Raw genomic sequence first — 15,703 nt, 5'->3', positions numbered from 1 at the left:
CATGCCGCTGACCTGCGATGTAGCGGCGTAGCGGATGTAGCGGACTTCTGAGAGCCCCGGAGCACCCTCCTGCTTTCTGCCTCAAGGAGATCTCTGCATGGACACGGTCCACCTTGACGACGCATTCGATCCAACGCTCGTGCTGCTGACCGTTGAAGAGGCTGCCCGCCGCCTCCGAATCGGCCGAACTCTCTGCTACCGGTTCGTCAGCTCGGGAGAGCTGGAGTCCATCACAGTCGGCCACCTCCGCAGGGTCCCGGCCGATGCCGTACCTGAGTTCGTCACCCGCCGCCGCAAGACGCAGCGCCGCCCCGCCCCTATGACCGCCGCAGCGGCAGCCTGAGGAGTACCCATGGCAGAAGAGAAGAACGACAAGCGCACCCGGCAGCCCAACGGCCGTTCGTCCATCTACCTGGGCAAGGATGGCAAGTGGCACGGCCGCGTCACCGTCGGAATCCGCGACAACGGCAAGCCGGATCGTCGCCATGTCGAACGCAAGACCCGTGCTGAGGTGACGGCGGCTGTCCGCGAACTGGAGAAGCAGCGGGACGGCGGCACCGTTCGGAAGGTCGGGCGAGCCTGGACGGTAGAGACGTGGCTGACCCATTGGGTTGAAAGCATCGCCCCGTTGGCCGTCAACGAGAACACGATGGTGGGATACGGCGTTGCAGTGCGGAAGCACCTGATCCCCGCTCTTGGAGCACACCGTCTGGACAAGCTCGGACCTGAGCACATCGAGCGGTTCTACGGAAAGATGCAGGCCGCTGGTCGCAGGGCCGGAACGATCCATCAGATCCACCGCACCTTTCGGACTGCACTGAATGAGGCGGTACGGCGCGGTCACCTCACGCGCAATCCGGTGCAGCTCGCCAAGGCTCCTCGTCTGAGCGAAGAGGAGATCGAGCCCTACACCGTCACAGAAGTTCAACGACTGCTTCGGACCGCCGACGATCGTCGGAACTCTGCCCGCTGGGCCGTAGCCCTGGCTCTCGGGCTCCGACAGGGGGAAGCTCTCGGCCTGAAGTGGGCTGATGTGGACCTGCGCAATGGGGTGCTGATGGTGCGTCGGAGCCGTCGCCGCCCGCACTACGCCCACGGGTGCGGCGACACATGCGGCAGAAAGGCCGGCTATTGCCCGCAGCGCGAACGGACCAACCCCGAGACGGCGGACACGAAATCGCGTGCGGGCCGACGGGCGGTGGGTCTGCCGGCGCAACTCGTAGACCTGCTGAAGACGCACAGGGCCAAGCAGGATGCCGAACGCGACGCAGCGGGGCAGGACTGGACGGATGAGGGCTGGCTCTTCGCTACGCCAGTTGGGCGGGGCACGCCTCCCCGTACCGACTACGACGACTGGAAGGATCTACTCACGGACGCCAAGGTGCGAGACGGTCGACTGCATGATGCGCGTCACACCGCTGCAACGGTGCTTCTGATTCTCGGAGTCTCCGAACGGGCCGTTATGGGCCTTATGGGTTGGTCTACCACCGCTATGGCCGCGCGGTACCAACACATGGTCGACTCGGTCAGGAATGACGTCGCCCGACGGGTCGACGGTCTTATCTGGGACGCGGATGGAGACGGGCCCGACGACGGAGCCGCTGGAGCGCTCGTATCGACCAGGTAAGCGGATGGGGGCAGGTCTCACGATCTGACCCCATCCGCTCAAGTCACGACCTGGCACTGATCGATGAGTCGCGCCACCGTGCTGAACGTGGCCAACTGCTCCAAAGCCTCCTGCTCTGGCAGGTCGCCAGTTTCGTGGGCGGCAGGGTTTCGGAGCGCGAAGTAAGCGCCTTGGCCGAGCTGTAGAGCGCCCCGCTGCCGTGTCTGCACCCCTGGATCTTTTGGATCACCCGGTATCCGAAGCCGAGGTTTGCCGGGCTCAGGCGCCTTGTCGCTCAGGGCTTCTTGGACCAGCTTGGCATCCGATAGATCACGTCGACCCAGTTTGTTCTGAAGGTGGGCGTTAATCGACGTGGCGGCAGCGTGGACGGCGGCTCGATAGTGGTCGGACTCCCAGAAGGTGTGCGCGGCGTCCCACACCCACGGGTGGAAGCCATCGGCGGGGAGAGACGGAGCGTCTGGCGCCAATCGAGTCTTCCACTCATCCATGTCGGCCAGGATGCCCAGACCGCGCCGGACCTCGGTTTCGCTGATGGCCAGGCCGCCCCATTCGGTCTCCCCAAGCACCCCTGAGTCTGGAATTCGAGGATCGATGCTCCGCAGGATCTTCACCACTGTGGGCTCGGCCTCGTACATTCGATTCTTCGTCCCTGACGTATCACCGTTGACTTGCCGGACACGCCAGTACTCGGTGATGAGGTCAGCGAACGCTTCGAGCCGTTGCTGCATCCAGTCGCGATCCACACGTGGAGCGTAGGGGGCAAAGCGTCCGGACCGTAGGGGTTTTTGGTCGCTCGACCGGCCAACTGAGACGGAAACTGAGACGGAGGATGCACGAAGGGTCCGGCTCAAAGAACCGGACCCTTCGTCTACCTGCGGTAGCGGAGGGATTTGAACCCTCGGTGACTTGCGCCACACTCGCTTTCGAGGCGAGCTCCTTCGGCCGCTCGGACACGCTACCGAGAGAGACCTTACCCCAAGGTGGGCCGTGGTCCGAAATCCGTTTCCCGCACCCACGGGGGTTCAGCGGGAGCGGAAGAATCCGGTGAGGAGACGGCCGCACTCCTCGTCGAGCACACCGCCGATCACCTCGGGCCGGTGGTTGAGCCGGCGGTCGCGTACGAGGTCCCAGACGGAGCCGGCGGCGCCCGCCTTCTCGTCCCGGGCACCGAAGACCACCCGGTCCACCCGGGACTGCACCAGCGCCCCCGCGCACATCGCGCAGGGCTCCAGGGTGACGACGAGCGTGCAGCCGGACAGCCGCCACTCGCCGAGCCGCTGGGCGGCCCCGCGGATCGCGAGCACCTCGGCGTGCGCCGTCGGATCACCCGTGGCCTCACGCTCGTTGTGTCCGGCGGCGAGCACCGTCGTACCGTCCGTGGACAGCACGACGGCGCCGACGGGGACGTCCCCGCCCCGGACGGCCCGGTCGGCCTCGTCCAGGGCGAGCCGCATCGCGGCCCGCCAGCGGTCGCGTACCGGATCTCGTGGAAGGGTCTCTGTTGTGCCGCTCACCCGGGAAACCTAACCCGGGGAACTAGCGGACGGTCTCCAGGACCTCCGCCGCCCCCAGGGCGTCGGCGATCGTGCTGAGCGCGTCGCCTTCGTCCAGGGCGAGCAGTTCCTTCTCGCTCACCCCGAGGTCGGCGAGGATCTCGCGGTCCCCGACGGGGCTGTGCGAGACGGCCTCGTCGGTCACGGTCTCGTCCTCGTCGTCGGAGTCGTGTGCGTCGTCGGGCTCACCGTCCTCGGTGCCGTCCAGGTCGAGGGAGTCCAGGTCGGCGTCGTCGTCGCCCGGATCCCGTCCTAGTAGTTCGTCCGTGAGCAGGATCTCGCCGTACGAGCTGCGGGCGGCGGCTGCCGCATCCGAGACGTAGATACGAGGGTCCTCCTCGCCGTCCACGCGGACGACGCCGAACCACGCGTCCTCCTGCTCGATGAGTACCAGCACCGTGTCCTCCTCCGAGGCTTCACGGGCCAGGTCGGTCAGATCCGACAGGGTCTCCACATCGTCGAGCTCTGTGTCGCTCGCTTCCCACCCGTCTTCGGTGCGCGCGAGCAGTGCGGCGAAGTACACCGTGACTCTCCCACTGGTCATAGGCGTGCCGGTTGGGGGTCCCCCCGGCGGAGGTTGATGGGCGGGGAGTGCTGCTCCGAGACCCCGCCCACTCGGAATCGTGGCAGAAACAGAGCGCTCAGGGGATGTCTTCGGCCTGCTGTGTCTGCCTCTTTTGATCGCTACCAGCGGATCGTACGCGGCCCTTGGCGTCGCGCGTGCATGTCTACGCCCTCACGGCGTGGGCGATCCCCGCGAGCTACCAGCGGAAGGTGCGCATGCGCATGGCGTGGCGCAGGCGGGCGACCTTGGCGCGGCGTGGCTGGACACGGTCGCGCAGTTCGCGCGCCTCGGTGAGTTCACGGAGGAACTGGGCCCGGCGCCGCCTTCGCTGGGCGTCCGTCTCCTGCTCCGGCCGCTGGACCGGCCGCTCCGGCCACCGCGCCGGCGGCTCGGATCGCTCGGGTCGCTCGGGTCGCGCCGGGCGTTTCGGCTGCTTCGGCTGCATGGACTGCTCCGGGGACTTCTCTTCCCGGTCCGGCATACGCACACCACCCCAGGTTCGTCCCTCCCGCCTTCCCTCGGACGGCCGGTTTGATGCCAGCGCGAGCGACACGGGGGCCCGGCTACTGTTGTGGGCATGCGTCTCCACGTCGTCGACCACCCCCTGGTCGCCCATAAGCTCACCACCCTGCGCGACCGGCGCACCGACTCCGCGACCTTCCGGCGGCTCGCCGACGAGCTGGTCACCCTGCTCGCCTACGAGGCCACCAGGGACGTGCGCACCGAGCAGGTCGACATCGTGACCCCGGTGGCCTCCACGACGGGCGTCAAGCTGTCCTATCCGCGCCCGCTGGTCGTGCCGATCCTGCGCGCGGGCCTCGGCATGCTCGACGGCATGGTGCGGCTGCTGCCGACCGCCGAGGTGGGCTTCCTGGGCATGGTGCGCGACGAGGAGACCCTCCAGGCGTCCACGTACGCGACCCGGATGCCGGACGACCTCTCCGGGCGCCAGGTCTACGTCCTGGACCCGATGCTGGCCACCGGCGGCACGCTCGTCGCGGCGATCCAGGAACTGATCAAGCGCGGCGCCGACGACGTCACCGCCGTCGTGCTGCTGGCCGCCCCGGAGGGCGTCGAGGTCCTGGAGCGCGAGCTCGCGGGGACGCCCGTCACCGTCGTCACGGCGTCGGTCGACGAACGTCTGAACGAGAGCGGCTACATCGTGCCCGGCCTGGGCGACGCCGGCGACCGGATGTACGGGGCCGCCGAGTAGGACCGGCCGGTCGGCCGGGCCGCCGCGGCCGCGGTCTGCCGCCGTCCGCCGGTCCGTCCGCCGCCCCGCGCCGGTGCGACGGTGCCCCATGACGCTGCCTCCGCCCGGCACCGGCGGCAAGGGCCCAGGGGCGACCTGGGCCTGCGCACCGCCGCCCGGCCCGTGAAGCCGTCGAAGGTCCCGCGTCCGACGCGGGACCTTCGGTTCGTTTCGGGGTGTGCGGTGTGCGGTGTGCGGTGTGTTCGGGGTGTGCGGTGCCGTCGGCGGCGCGTGTCGCGCCGTCCGGCGGTCAGCAGTTCTTCGGCTCGGTGGAGGAGTCCGGTCTCGGCTCGGCCAGGAGGGCCAGCGCCTTGTCGGCGTCCTCCTTCTTCGTGAGCGACGTGAAGCCGGTGCCGATGATGAGGTCGACCCGGTCCGCCCGCGTCCGGCCGTCGGCCTTCAGCTGGGCGCCGGAGAGCTGGGTGCCGAGGACCGGCAGCGCGGCCTTGACGGCGGCCGTGGAGCCGAGGAGCAGCCCGGGGCCGGCGACCTTCTTGTCGTACGCCTTCGGCGCGTTGCCCACGTCACCGATGCGGAACCCGCGCTTCTTCAGCTCGTCGGCGGTGTCCTTGGCGAGCCCGCTGCGGGGCGTGGCGTTCAGGACGTTGACCGTGATCTTGCCGGGCTGGGGCAGGGCGCCGGCGGCGGTGGACACCGCGGCCGTGGACGCCTTGGCCGACGGACCGGGCGCGCAGTGCGCCTTGGTGCCGGCCGCCGTGGCCTTGTCACCGCCGCCCGTGAAGACGTCGATGAGCTGCAGGGTTCCCCACCCGATCAGCCCGAGCGCGGTGACGGAGACGACGACCAGGAACACGAGCCTGCGGCGCCCTCGGGGCCGGCGCATCCGTGGGTACTTGTCCCCCGTGATCCGGTACTGGCCGCCCATGCCAGGGGGAGTGAGCATGCTCATGGGCGCAGCGTAGTGTGCCGCGGCGGCGATGCCTACTAAATGATCATTGACCCGCACGCAGTCCAACCCAAAAGGGTCAACCTTCGCCCGCTCGAGCGGGCGAGACCCCGGTCGGGCGGGTGCTAGCCCAGCTCGAGGACGCGGGCGTGGAGCACCTGGCGCTGCTGCAGCGCGGCGCGGACGGCGCGGTGCAGACCGTCCTCGAGGTACAGATCGCCCTGCCACTTCACGACGTGCGCGAAGAGGTCGCCGTAGAAGGTGGAGTCCTCCGCGAGGAGGGTCTCCAGATCCAGCTGGCCCTTGGTCGTCACGAGCTGATCGAGGCGGACCGGGCGCGGTGCGACGTCCGCCCACTGCCGGGTGCTTTCCCGGCCGTGGTCGGGGTATGGCCGGCCGTTGCCGATGCGCTTGAAGATCACACGGAAAGCCTACCGGCCCAGACCTTCCGGGCGCAGCCATGGCGACGGAGTGCGACGCTGGAAAAGACGTTGTAAATCCGGGCGAACCGGTAACTCTCCCTGTCTGCCCGGAACCTGCCGGGCACACCCGGACCGGCGAGCAACGGGGAACAGGGGCCTGACATGAGTGACAGTGACACCGGGTCGGGGACGCCTCCGACAGCTGCACCTGAACGGGTGAGCGGCGAAGCGGCCACCGGGCCGGAAGCGGTGAGCGGGGGAGCCGCGCTGCCCGCCGAGGCCCTGAGGATCGCCGCCGGATACGCCTTCGCCGGACCCGCTCTCGACCTGGGCGCCCTGCTCTGGGACGGGCGGTGTCTGCCGGACGCGCAGATCCGCATCCCGCTGCCCATGCTCAACCGGCACGGCCTGGTCGCGGGTGCCACCGGTACCGGCAAGACCAAGACGCTGCAGCTGATCGCCGAACAGCTGTCGGCCCAGGGCGTGCCCGTGTTCCTGGCCGACGTCAAGGGCGACATGTCCGGGATCTCGGAGCCGGGCGCGGAGCGGGAGAAGGTGCGGGCGCGGGCCGAGGAGGTCCAGCAGACGTGGACGCCGGCCGGCTGCCCTGCCGAGTTCCTCGCGCTGGGGGGTCTGGGTCACGGCATCCCCGTACGGGCCACGGTCACCAGCTTCGGCCCAGTGCTGCTGTCGAAGGTGCTCCAGCTCAACCAGACCCAGGAGCAGTCCCTCGGCCTGATCTTCCACTACGCCGACCAGAAGGGCCTCGAACTGGTCGACCTCAAGGACCTGCGCGCGGTCGTCGCGTTCCTGAGCTCGGACGAGGGCAAGCAGGAGCTGAAGGGGATCGGCGGGCTGTCGACGGCGACGGCCGGGGTGATCCTGCGCTCCCTCACCGCGTTCGAGGCGCAGGGCATGAGCCCGTTCTTCGGGGAACCGGAGTTCGACACCGGCGAGCTGCTGCGGACGGCGCCGGACGGGCGCGGCCTGGTCTCCGTCCTCGAACTCCCCGAGGTCCAGGACCGACCACAGCTCTTCTCGACCTTCCTGATGTGGATGCTCGCGGACCTCTTCCACGACCTCCCGGAGGTCGGCGACGCCGACAAGCCGAAGCTGGTCTTCTTCTTCGACGAGGCGCATCTGCTCTTCACCGGCGCGTCGAAGGCCTTCCTGGAGTCCATCACGCAGACGGTCCGTCTCATTCGCTCGAAAGGGGTCGGCGTCTTCTTCGTGACCCAGACCCCGAAGGACGTGCCGGCCGACGTCCTCGCGCAGCTCGGCAACCGTGTCCAGCACGCGCTGCGCGCCTTCACACCGGACGACCAGAAGGCGCTGAAGGCGACGGTGAGGACCTTCCCGGACTCCCGGTACGACCTGGAGGAGGTCCTCACCGCGCTCGGCATCGGCGAGGCCGTGGTGACCGTGCTGAGCGAGAAGGGCGCGCCGACACCGGTCGCGGCGACCCGGCTGCGGGCCCCGGGGTCCCTGATGGGCCCGGTCGACGCGGACGCGCTGGACCGGGCGGTGCGGGAGTCCTCGCTGTACGGGCGGTACGCGCAGGTGGTCGATCGCGAGTCCGCCTACGAGAGGCTCACCGCTCAGGAGGCCGCACGCGCGAGGGCTGCCGGGGAAGCCGCGCCTTCGCCGGGGAGGACGCCCGCGAAGGGCCGCCCCAAGGAGGAGACGTCGGTCGTCCAGCAGGTCGTCGCCAGCGGTGTGTTCAAGTCCCTGGCGCGGTCGGTGGGGACGCAGATCGGGCGGGAGATCACCCGCTCCCTCTTCGGGACGGCCCGCCGCAGAAGGTAGGACGTGCCCGCCCCTTCGCGCCGCCCGGCCGCGAGGGCGGACAGGGCTGGAAGGACGGCCGTCCCGGTGCGGGACGGCCGTTCCGGTCTCCGTGGGCGCCTAGCCGCGCCCGCGCTTCCTCGGTGCGGCCGCCGGGGATGCCAGAGCCGAGGGGGACGCGGTGTCCCGGCCCTCGTCCGGTCCGGGCGGCCGGACGGCGTCCGGGTTCGGCTTGGGCGCGTTGCGTGCGGCTTCCGCGCGCAGCAGGGCGCGCAGGACCGCGTACGGGTCGTTGGGCATGACTGTGTCCTTGCGTTCGCTGGTACCTGATCCGCTGATCGACCGGATCTGTCAGCAGCGCAGGACCACCGAGCGCGGGGTGTGCGGGGCGGGGGTGGGCGAAGCGGCGACGGGGCCGGGCCGGGACGCGTGGTCCGGGTCTCCGGGGGCGGTACCGGGCGTGGGGCGCGGCGGGGCGACGCGGCCGTGCTCGGGCCGGGCGGGCGGGCGGAGCGGCGTGTCGAGTACGTCGGGTTCGGCGCCGTGGCCCGATGCGTCGGCGACCGCCACGGGGGCCGCCGCGGAGAGCGCCTCGGCCTGCGCGCCCGCGGCGAGGAACGCGACGACGAGCAGGGCCAGTACCCGCATCCACGCGTGCCGGCTCGCGGGTGCGGTGCGCGGTGCGGTGGGGCGGGACTCATGTCAGGTCATGTCCCCTCAGCGGGAGGGTGTTCATCGGGGGCGCGGAGATCCGCCCTCATGGCGTACGGATGGGGCGTGTGGTTGACGGTGGGGGCGGTGGGGGTGCCGCGGCCCTGTTTCATGCTTCGGCCGTAGGGGCCACCCCGCCAGCCGGGTGGCCCACCCGGCGGACCCGCCCCGGGGCTCCGCCCCGGACCCCGCCAAGGGGCTGCGCCCCCTGGACCCCCGCATCGCCCGAAGGGCTCGTCCTCAATCGCCGGACGGGCTGGATATGCGGGCCTGCGCCGGAAGGTTGCGGACGGGCTGGAGGTGTGGGACCGCGGCGGCCGGTTCTGGATGGTTCCGGGCGGGGGTGTGTCTTTCAGCCCGTCCGGCGTTTGAGGACGAGGCCGTTCAGGCCGAAAGCGGGGGTCTGGGGGCGGCAGCCCCCAGGGAGGCGGCGCGGGCCGACCGGAGCGTACCGGTCACTTGCCGGAGGCCTTGGCGGCCTTGAGTTCCTGTTTGTGGGCCCGGACCTTCGCCAGGGACTCGGGGCCGGTGATGTCGGCGACCGAGCGGAACGCCTTCGGTTCGCCGTAGGCGCCCGCCGCCTCGCGCCAGCCCTTGGGCTGTACGCCGAACTGCTTGCCGAGGAGGGCGAGGAAGATCTGCGCCTTCTGGGCGCCGAAACCGGGCAGCTCGTTGAGGCGCCGCAGGAGCTCCGCGCCCGTGCCGGCGTCCTTCCAGACGGCGGCGGCGTCTCCGTCGTAGTGCTCCACGAGGTACTGGCACAGCTGCTGGATCCGCTTGGCCATCGAGCCGGGGTAACGGTGCACGGCCGGTTTCGCCGAGAGCAGCGCGGTGAACCTCTCCGGGTCGTACGCCGCGATCTCGTGCGCGTCCAGGTCGTCCGTGCCGAGGCGCTCGGCGATCGTGCGGGGTCCCTTGAACGCCCATTCCATCGGTACCTGCTGGTCGAGCAGCATCCCGACCAGGGCGGCGAGCGGGCTGCGGCCGAGCAGTTCGTCGGCGTCGGGATCCTGGGCGATGTGAAGGCTGATGTCCATGCGTAGATGATCCGGCGCGGACGGCCCCGCCGCCTCCTCGCACGGGGCACCGTCCTCGCAGGGGACACCCTTCAGGTCGTACGCCAGTAGCCCATGGCGTTGACCCGCTGCTTCGGGAGGGCGAGCTCCTTGCGGACGTACGCCGTCAGGGAGCGGGTCGTGGCGGTGTCGCAGGCGATCCAGACGTACGGGTCCGACTCGCCCTCCAGCAGGCCGGGGAGGTCCGCCTTGACCTCGGTGACGAGGTGGGCGCCCTGGTCGCGGCGGGGCACCGGGCGCACGGTGTGGCGGGCGGAAGCGGTGCGGAAGGGGAGTCCGTCCACGCCGTGTTCCGTCTCGAACCAGATCGTCGCCGGAGCCTGCCCCATCGCGTCCAGGAGGGAATTGAGGGCGGGGAGCGAGGCCGGGTCGGCGACGGCGAAGACATGGGAGGGGGCCGGGTCCGGATCCGTGAACGCGGTGCCGTGGACCGTGGCCTCGATGGTGTCCCCGGGACCGGCCGCCCGTGCCCAGTCCGAGGCGCGGCCCTCGTGCAGCGCGAACTCCAGGCCGAAGGTGCCGGCCGCCGGATCGGGGTCGACCAGCGTGTACGCCCGCTGGTGCGGCTTGCCCGCGTCGTCGAACCACAGCCGGACCCACAGCGTCGGGTGCACCCCGGTCGCCGCGAGCATGCCGCCGTCGGTGAACCGCAGCCGCCGGTAGTGCGGGGTCACGTCCTCGGCCCGGGTCACGGTGAACGTGAAGTCCTTGCCGCGCAGCAGCTTGAGTACCGCGCCCTCCCAGCCGTGCCCCTGACCCATCCTGTCCCCACCCCTCGCGTACGATTTCGCCCAACTGAAGTTAGGTTAGCCTAACCTGAGGAAAGTGGGGATGACCGTGACTGCCGAGCTCTACCGTGACCCCTGGGGGATCCCCCATCTGCGTGCCGGGAGCGCGCATGAACTCGCCCACGCCCAGGGCCGTACCACCGCCGTCGACCGCGCGTGGCAGCTGGAGGTCGAACGGCACCGCTCGCAGGGCACCTCCGCCGCGTTCCTCGGCGCCGGGGAGGCCGCCTGGGACGTGTTCGCCCGCCGGGCCCGGCTCGACGACACCGCGAGACGATGCTTCGCCGCCCTGGAGGGCGGGGACCCGGAGACCGCCGAGTGGGTCGTCTCGTACGTCGAGGGAGTCAACGAAGGGCTCGCCGAAGGCGCCCGCCGCACACCGGAGTTCGCCCGCTCCGGACTCGTACCGGGCCGCTGGGAGCCCTGGACCCCGCTCGGTGTCTGGCTGGCCACCCACATCCTGTTCGCGGGTTTCCCCGCCAAACTCTGGCGCGAGGAGGTCGTCCGGCGGCTCGGCGCCGACGCCGTGGGGCTCTTCGCCACCGACGGACCGGGCACCTCCGGCAGCAACGGCTGGCTCGTCACCGGCGAACGGACCGTCACCGGGCAGCCGGTCATCGCGGGCGACCCCCACCGCTTCATCGAGGACCCCGGCGTCTACCAGCAGATCCACCTCTCTTGCCCCGAGTTCGACGTCGTCGGCCTCGCCGTCCCCGGCGTCCCGGGCATCGCCCACTTCGCCCACACCGGCACCGTCGCCTGGGCCATCACCAACGCGATGGCCGACTACCAGGACCTGTACCGGGAGCGGCTGCGCCGGACCGGGGAGGGAGGAGAGGCCCTGGAGGCACTGGACCCGGACGGCCGGTGGCGCGCGGCGACCCGGCACGTGGAGACGGTCGAGGTCGCGGGCGGCACCCCGGTCGAGGTCGAGGTGATCGAGACCGCGCGGGGACCGGTCGTCATAGGCGGGAGCGACACGGATCACGGCACGGCGGAAGGGCGCGACGCGGGAGCCGGGGGGAGCGAAAAGGACGCGGACGGCCACGGCGCCGTCGGCCCCATCAGCCTCCGCTACCCGCCCCGCGTCACCGGGGACCTCGGCTTCAGCGCCCTGCTCCCGCTTCTGCGCGCCCGCGAAGTCGCCGACGTGGACCGGGCGTTCGACCTCTGGGCCGAACCCGTCAACGTGGTCCAGGCCGCCGACACCGTGGGCGGGCTGCTGCACCGGGTCGCGGGCCGGGTTCCGGTCCGCGGCGAGGACAACCGCACCCGGATCGTCGCCGCCTGGGAGCCCGGACACGAGTGGCGGGGCTGGCACGAGATGCCGTACGGGACGGTCGAGGACGGCATCGCCGTGATGGCCAACCAGCGCGGCCCCGCGGCCCCGCTCGGCGTCGAGTTCGCCCCGCCGCACCGCGCCGCGCGCATCCGCGACCTGCTCGTCTCCAGGACGGCCTGGCCGGCCGCGGACATGGCGGCCGTCCACATGGACACCCATCTCGCCTCGGCCGCACCCCTGTTGGACCACCTCGCCACCCTCGACGGACTGACCCCGCGGGCGGCGGCCCTGCGCGACCGGCTGCTGCTCTGGGACCGCCGTATGGAGGCCGACAGCACGGAGGCGGCGGCCTACGCGGCGGTCCGCGGCGGTCGCACGACGGCTCGCCGCCCACCCCGTCTTCGCCGTACTGGCCGACCCGCCCGAGTACCCCGAGATCCTCCGCCCCTGGCTCGCCCTCCTCCCCCGCATCGGCCTCGCCCTCGAAAACCTGCTCAAGGCCGAGGAGTTGTACGGCGTCGACCGCACCGGGCTCGTGCGCGCGGCCGTCGAGGAGGCGGCCGCGCGGACGCCCGGCGTCTGGGGCGACAGCCACCGCCTCGCCCCCTGGCGGGCGCTGGCCGGCGACGCGTACGACGAACCGGGGCTCGCCGGCGACCACGACTGCGTGCTGTGCACCTCGGCCGTCCCCGGCCTCACCGACCTGAGCGCGCGCGGTCCGGCCGCCCGCTACGTCTGGGACCTCGCCGACCGCGACAACAGCCTCTGGGTGGTGCCGTTCGGCGCCTCCGGGGTTCCCGGCTCGGCCCATCACCGTGACCAACTCCCCCTGTGGCTCGAGGGATCGCTGGTCCCCGTCCGCACCGACTGGAACCGGCTGACCGAGGAGCGGGAACCGGCTCCGCACGACACCCCGGAATCCGTCCGGGACGACCGGAACGGCCGGAACGACCGGAACGACCGGGGTAACCGGGACAACCGGAACAACCGGAACAAGGAGGAGAACCATGGCCACTGAGCCGTACGCCCCCGACCGCGAGGCCGTGCACGAACAGGAGATCGCCGGCTTCGGCACCGTCCGCGTCCTGCCCGTCGACCCTCGCGCCGACCTGGACGTCATCCACCGGTGGGTGACACAGGAGCGCGCCGGCTTCTGGGGCATGACCGGGTTCACCAGGCAACAGGTCCTGGAGACCTACCTCCATCTCGACTCGCTCGACACCCACCACGCCTTCCTCGTGGTCAAGGACGGCGAGCCCGCCGCGCTGTTCCAGACGTACGAGCCCGAGGCCGACCGGGTCAGCGAGTGCTACGAGGTCGAGCCCGGCGACATCGGGGTCCATCTGCTGATCGGTCCCGCGGGAGCCGAGGGCCTCCGGCCCGGCTGGTCCTCGAAGCTGCTGACCGCCTTCACCACCTACGTGCTGATCGGCCTCGACCGGCGGCGGGTGGTGGTCGAACCCGACGCACGCAACGCGAAGGCGATCTCCCGCCTGGTCCGGCAGGGCTTCGAACCGGGCCCGGAGATCGTGCTTCCCGAAATCGACCTTCCCGGGGTCTACTTGCCCGAGAAGCGCGCCCGGCTCGCCTTCCTGAGCCGGGAAGCGGTGTTCGGGACCGGTTCGCCCGGCACCCCGGGCGCCCCGGCCGCACCGCGCGTTTCACCGGTGGAGTGAGTACGGCGCCGGATTCGTCCGTACGTATCCGTGACTCTGGAAACACGGAACTCTGGAAACACGGAGACGGAGACGGCGTGTGAGCGGACGAGGACAGCGGGAGCGACGGCGCGTGGCCCGGGGCCTGGCCCTGCTGGGCACGGTGCTGGTTCTGGTCCTCTTCGGCGGTGTGGGCGGCGCGTCCGCCCACGCGGCGCTGACGGGTGCCGATCCCCAGGACGGCAGCGTGCTGAAGACGGCTCCCCGCCAGGTGACCCTGACGTTCACCGAGTCGATCGGGCTCCTCGACGACTCCTTCCGCGTGCTCGACCCGGGCAACCGGCGCGTCCACACCGGCGATCCGGGGCACGCGGACGGACGGTCCGACACCGCCCGCGTGACCCTGCCCAAGGGCCTCGGCACCGGCACCTTCACCGTGGCCTGGCGGGTCGTCTCGGCGGACAGCCACCCGGTCTCCGGCGCCTTCACCTTCTCCATCGGCAAACCCTCCGCGTCCGTCGCGCCGGTCCCGGTCGACCCCGCGGGGGACACCGTCTCCGCCACGCTCTACGACATCGCGCGCTACGTCGCGTACGGCGGTCTCGCCCTGCTCATCGGGACCGCCGCCTTCGTCCTGGTCTGCGGATTCCCGGGCCCGGTACGGCGGCTGCTCCTCGCGGGCTGGTGGACGCTGTTCCTGTCGACCTTCGCGCTGCTGCTGCTGCGGGGACCCTACGAACGCGGCAGCGGCCCCGCGGACGCCCTCGACCCGTCCGTCCTGAACGACACACTGGCCGGCCGGCCGGGCCTCACCCTGCTGGCCCGGCTGGTGCTGCTGGCGGCGGTGGCCTTCTACCCGGTGCGCGCGGACCGCCGGGAGCGCGCCGTCCTCGCGCTCGGCGCGCTGCTCACCGTCTCCCTCGCCGTCACCTGGGCCGCCGCCGAGCACGCCTCCGCCGGTATCCAGGTACCCGTCGCGATGGCCTCCTCCGTCCTGCACCTGCTGTCCATGGCGGTGTGGCTGGGCGGACTGACGGCGCTGCTGACCGCGCTGTACCGGTCGGCCGAACCGCTCCCCGCGGCCACCGTCAACCGTTTCTCCCGGCTCGCCCTCGCCTCCGTCGCCGTCCTGGTGGTCACCGGCGTCTACCAGTCCTGGCGCGGCCTCGGCTCCTGGGACGCCCTCACCTCGACCTCGTACGGACGCCTCCTCCTCGTCAAGCTGATCGCGGTGCTGTGCCTGCTGGCGGGGGCGGCGTACTCGCGTCGCTGGGCGGGGCGGCTGATGGTGGCGGCGCAGGAGCGTGCCGCGTGGCGGTGGCCGAGCGCGTGCCGGAGACCGTCGGGGCAGCGGCGGTCGTGGGCGGGGGCGGGACACCGGCCGTCGTGGACGGGAGCGGGGCCGTGTCCGGTGCCGTGTCCGGTGCTTCGACGACGGGCGACCCGTCGGCCGATGACGCTGATGACGTCGATGACGCCGATTCCGCCGGTGCGTCCGCCTCGGCCTCCGACCTCTCCGGCGGCGGTTCGGACCCGGACTCGCCTCCTTCCGACGAGATCGCCCGCTACCGGCGGGCCCTGCGGGGCTCGGTGCTGGCCGAGGTCACCGTCGGCATCGTCGTGCTGGTGATCACCACCCTGCTCACCGGGACCCAGCCGGGCCGTGCGGCCACCGAGGCCGCCGCGGCCGCCGCGCCCGCGGGGCAGCAGACGGGGGCCGCGACGATCATCCCGTTCGACGTGGGCACCCCGGGCGGTCACGGCAAGGTGCAGATCGAACTGGCGCCGGGCCGGGTGGGCGAGAACTCCGTGCAGGCCGTGATCTTCGGCCCCGACGGAGGGATCGCGACCGTGCCCGAACTACGCCTCACCTTCACCCTGGAGTCCCAGCGGATCGGCCCGATCGACGCGGAGCTGGCGAACCGGGGCGGCTACTGGGGGGCCGACGGCGTCACCCTCCCGGTGGCCGGCACCTGGACGATGAAGGCGACGGTCCGCACCACCGACATCGACCAGGTCACGGTCTCGAAGACCGTGAAGATCGGCTGATCCGCGGCACCGGGGGCGGCACGAGGTACGG

Annotated in this window: 17 protein-coding genes, 1 tRNA gene and 1 pseudogene; 8 read left to right on the top strand and 11 right to left on the bottom strand. The window is 71.4% G+C overall.

Annotation, left to right across the window (positions count from 1 at the left end):
• Positions 1-97 precede the first annotated feature (97 nt).
• Entirely contained in the window at positions 98-343 is a 246-nt protein-coding gene (locus tag HEP85_RS19855; protein ID WP_168528921.1) for a helix-turn-helix domain-containing protein, read from the top strand.
• A gap of 9 nt (positions 344-352) precedes the next feature.
• A complete protein-coding gene (locus HEP85_RS19850; RefSeq protein ID WP_168528920.1) occupies positions 353-1,627 on the top strand; it encodes a tyrosine-type recombinase/integrase in 1,275 nt (424 codons plus the stop codon).
• 38 nt (positions 1,628-1,665) lie between these two features.
• On the opposite strand, the gene HEP85_RS19845 is transcribed toward HEP85_RS19850, so the two are convergent.
• From HEP85_RS19845 to HEP85_RS19825, 5 genes are all read right to left on the bottom strand, one after another.
• Positions 1,666-2,370: a TIGR02391 family protein gene (locus HEP85_RS19845; protein ID WP_168528919.1), complete on the bottom strand. Its 705-nt coding sequence runs from the start codon at positions 2,368-2,370 to the stop codon at positions 1,666-1,668.
• A 132-nt stretch (positions 2,371-2,502) separates the two neighbouring features.
• Positions 2,503-2,587: transfer RNA gene (locus HEP85_RS19840), tRNA-Ser, on the bottom strand.
• A gap of 62 nt (positions 2,588-2,649) precedes the next feature.
• On the bottom strand, positions 2,650-3,081 hold the full coding sequence (gene tadA / locus HEP85_RS19835; RefSeq protein ID WP_168533803.1) for a tRNA adenosine(34) deaminase TadA: 432 nt from the start codon (positions 3,079-3,081) through the stop codon (positions 2,650-2,652).
• Positions 3,082-3,163: 82 nt separating this feature from the next.
• Positions 3,164-3,703 carry a hypothetical protein gene (locus HEP85_RS19830; protein WP_168533801.1) on the bottom strand — a complete coding sequence of 180 codons (540 nt, stop codon included), beginning with the start codon at positions 3,701-3,703 and terminating at the stop codon, positions 3,164-3,166.
• A gap of 238 nt (positions 3,704-3,941) precedes the next feature.
• Positions 3,942-4,190 carry a hypothetical protein gene (locus HEP85_RS19825; protein WP_168533799.1) on the bottom strand — a complete coding sequence of 83 codons (249 nt, stop codon included), beginning with the start codon at positions 4,188-4,190 and terminating at the stop codon, positions 3,942-3,944.
• Between the two features lie 132 nt (positions 4,191-4,322).
• On the opposite strand from HEP85_RS19825, the gene upp reads away from it, so the two are divergent.
• A complete protein-coding gene (gene upp / locus HEP85_RS19820) occupies positions 4,323-4,958 on the top strand; it encodes a uracil phosphoribosyltransferase (RefSeq protein ID WP_168528918.1) in 636 nt (211 codons plus the stop codon).
• A gap of 289 nt (positions 4,959-5,247) precedes the next feature.
• On the opposite strand, the gene HEP85_RS19815 is transcribed toward upp, so the two are convergent.
• Entirely contained in the window at positions 5,248-5,907 is a 660-nt protein-coding gene (locus tag HEP85_RS19815) for a LytR C-terminal domain-containing protein (RefSeq protein WP_168528917.1), read from the bottom strand.
• A 122-nt stretch (positions 5,908-6,029) separates the two neighbouring features.
• Positions 6,030-6,326, bottom strand: coding sequence for a type II toxin-antitoxin system VapB family antitoxin (locus HEP85_RS19810; protein ID WP_003955420.1), 297 nt, complete (start codon positions 6,324-6,326; stop codon positions 6,030-6,032).
• 162 nt (positions 6,327-6,488) lie between these two features.
• On the opposite strand from HEP85_RS19810, the gene HEP85_RS19805 reads away from it, so the two are divergent.
• Positions 6,489-8,132 carry a helicase HerA-like domain-containing protein gene (locus tag HEP85_RS19805; RefSeq protein WP_329288861.1) on the top strand — a complete coding sequence of 548 codons (1,644 nt, stop codon included), beginning with the start codon at positions 6,489-6,491 and terminating at the stop codon, positions 8,130-8,132.
• Positions 8,133-8,231: 99 nt separating this feature from the next.
• Here the strand turns inward: HEP85_RS19805 and HEP85_RS19800 are convergent, their stop codons facing one another.
• From HEP85_RS19800 to HEP85_RS19785, 4 genes are all read right to left on the bottom strand, one after another.
• Positions 8,232-8,411, bottom strand: coding sequence for a hypothetical protein (locus HEP85_RS19800; protein ID WP_168524951.1), 180 nt, complete (start codon positions 8,409-8,411; stop codon positions 8,232-8,234).
• A gap of 51 nt (positions 8,412-8,462) precedes the next feature.
• Positions 8,463-8,759 carry a hypothetical protein gene (locus HEP85_RS19795; RefSeq protein ID WP_211118026.1) on the bottom strand — a complete coding sequence of 99 codons (297 nt, stop codon included), beginning with the start codon at positions 8,757-8,759 and terminating at the stop codon, positions 8,463-8,465.
• A gap of 518 nt (positions 8,760-9,277) precedes the next feature.
• A complete protein-coding gene (locus HEP85_RS19790) occupies positions 9,278-9,859 on the bottom strand; it encodes an HhH-GPD-type base excision DNA repair protein (RefSeq protein WP_168528915.1) in 582 nt (193 codons plus the stop codon).
• Positions 9,860-9,930: 71 nt separating this feature from the next.
• Complete coding sequence (locus HEP85_RS19785; protein ID WP_168528914.1) at positions 9,931-10,659, bottom strand: siderophore-interacting protein; 729 nt, start codon at positions 10,657-10,659, stop codon at positions 9,931-9,933.
• A 76-nt stretch (positions 10,660-10,735) separates the two neighbouring features.
• Between HEP85_RS19785 and HEP85_RS19780 the strand changes: the two are divergent.
• The 4 genes and pseudogenes from HEP85_RS19780 (at position 10,736) to HEP85_RS19765 (ending at position 15,672) form a co-directional block, all read left to right on the top strand.
• Positions 10,736-12,986 (top strand): annotated as a pseudogene (locus HEP85_RS19780) (penicillin acylase family protein).
• Positions 12,976-13,644: a GNAT family N-acetyltransferase gene (locus HEP85_RS19775; RefSeq protein ID WP_168528913.1), complete on the top strand. Its 669-nt coding sequence runs from the start codon at positions 12,976-12,978 to the stop codon at positions 13,642-13,644. Before HEP85_RS19780 ends, HEP85_RS19775 begins: the two are co-directional and overlap by 11 nt.
• A 79-nt stretch (positions 13,645-13,723) precedes the next feature.
• A complete protein-coding gene (locus HEP85_RS19770) occupies positions 13,724-15,253 on the top strand; it encodes a copper resistance CopC/CopD family protein (protein ID WP_369657774.1) in 1,530 nt (509 codons plus the stop codon).
• Positions 15,214-15,672 carry a hypothetical protein gene (locus HEP85_RS19765; RefSeq protein WP_369657773.1) on the top strand — a complete coding sequence of 153 codons (459 nt, stop codon included), beginning with the start codon at positions 15,214-15,216 and terminating at the stop codon, positions 15,670-15,672. Before HEP85_RS19770 ends, HEP85_RS19765 begins: the two co-directional genes overlap by 40 nt.
• The last annotated feature ends 31 nt before the right edge of the window (positions 15,673-15,703 follow it).

Origin of the sequence: Streptomyces sp. RPA4-2 (assembly GCF_012273515.2) — a bacterium.
Taxonomy (GTDB): Bacteria; Actinomycetota; Actinomycetes; order Streptomycetales; family Streptomycetaceae; genus Streptomyces; species Streptomyces kaempferi.
Note: the sequence above shows the minus strand (reverse complement) of the source record. Positions and strands in the feature narration are given on the sequence as shown.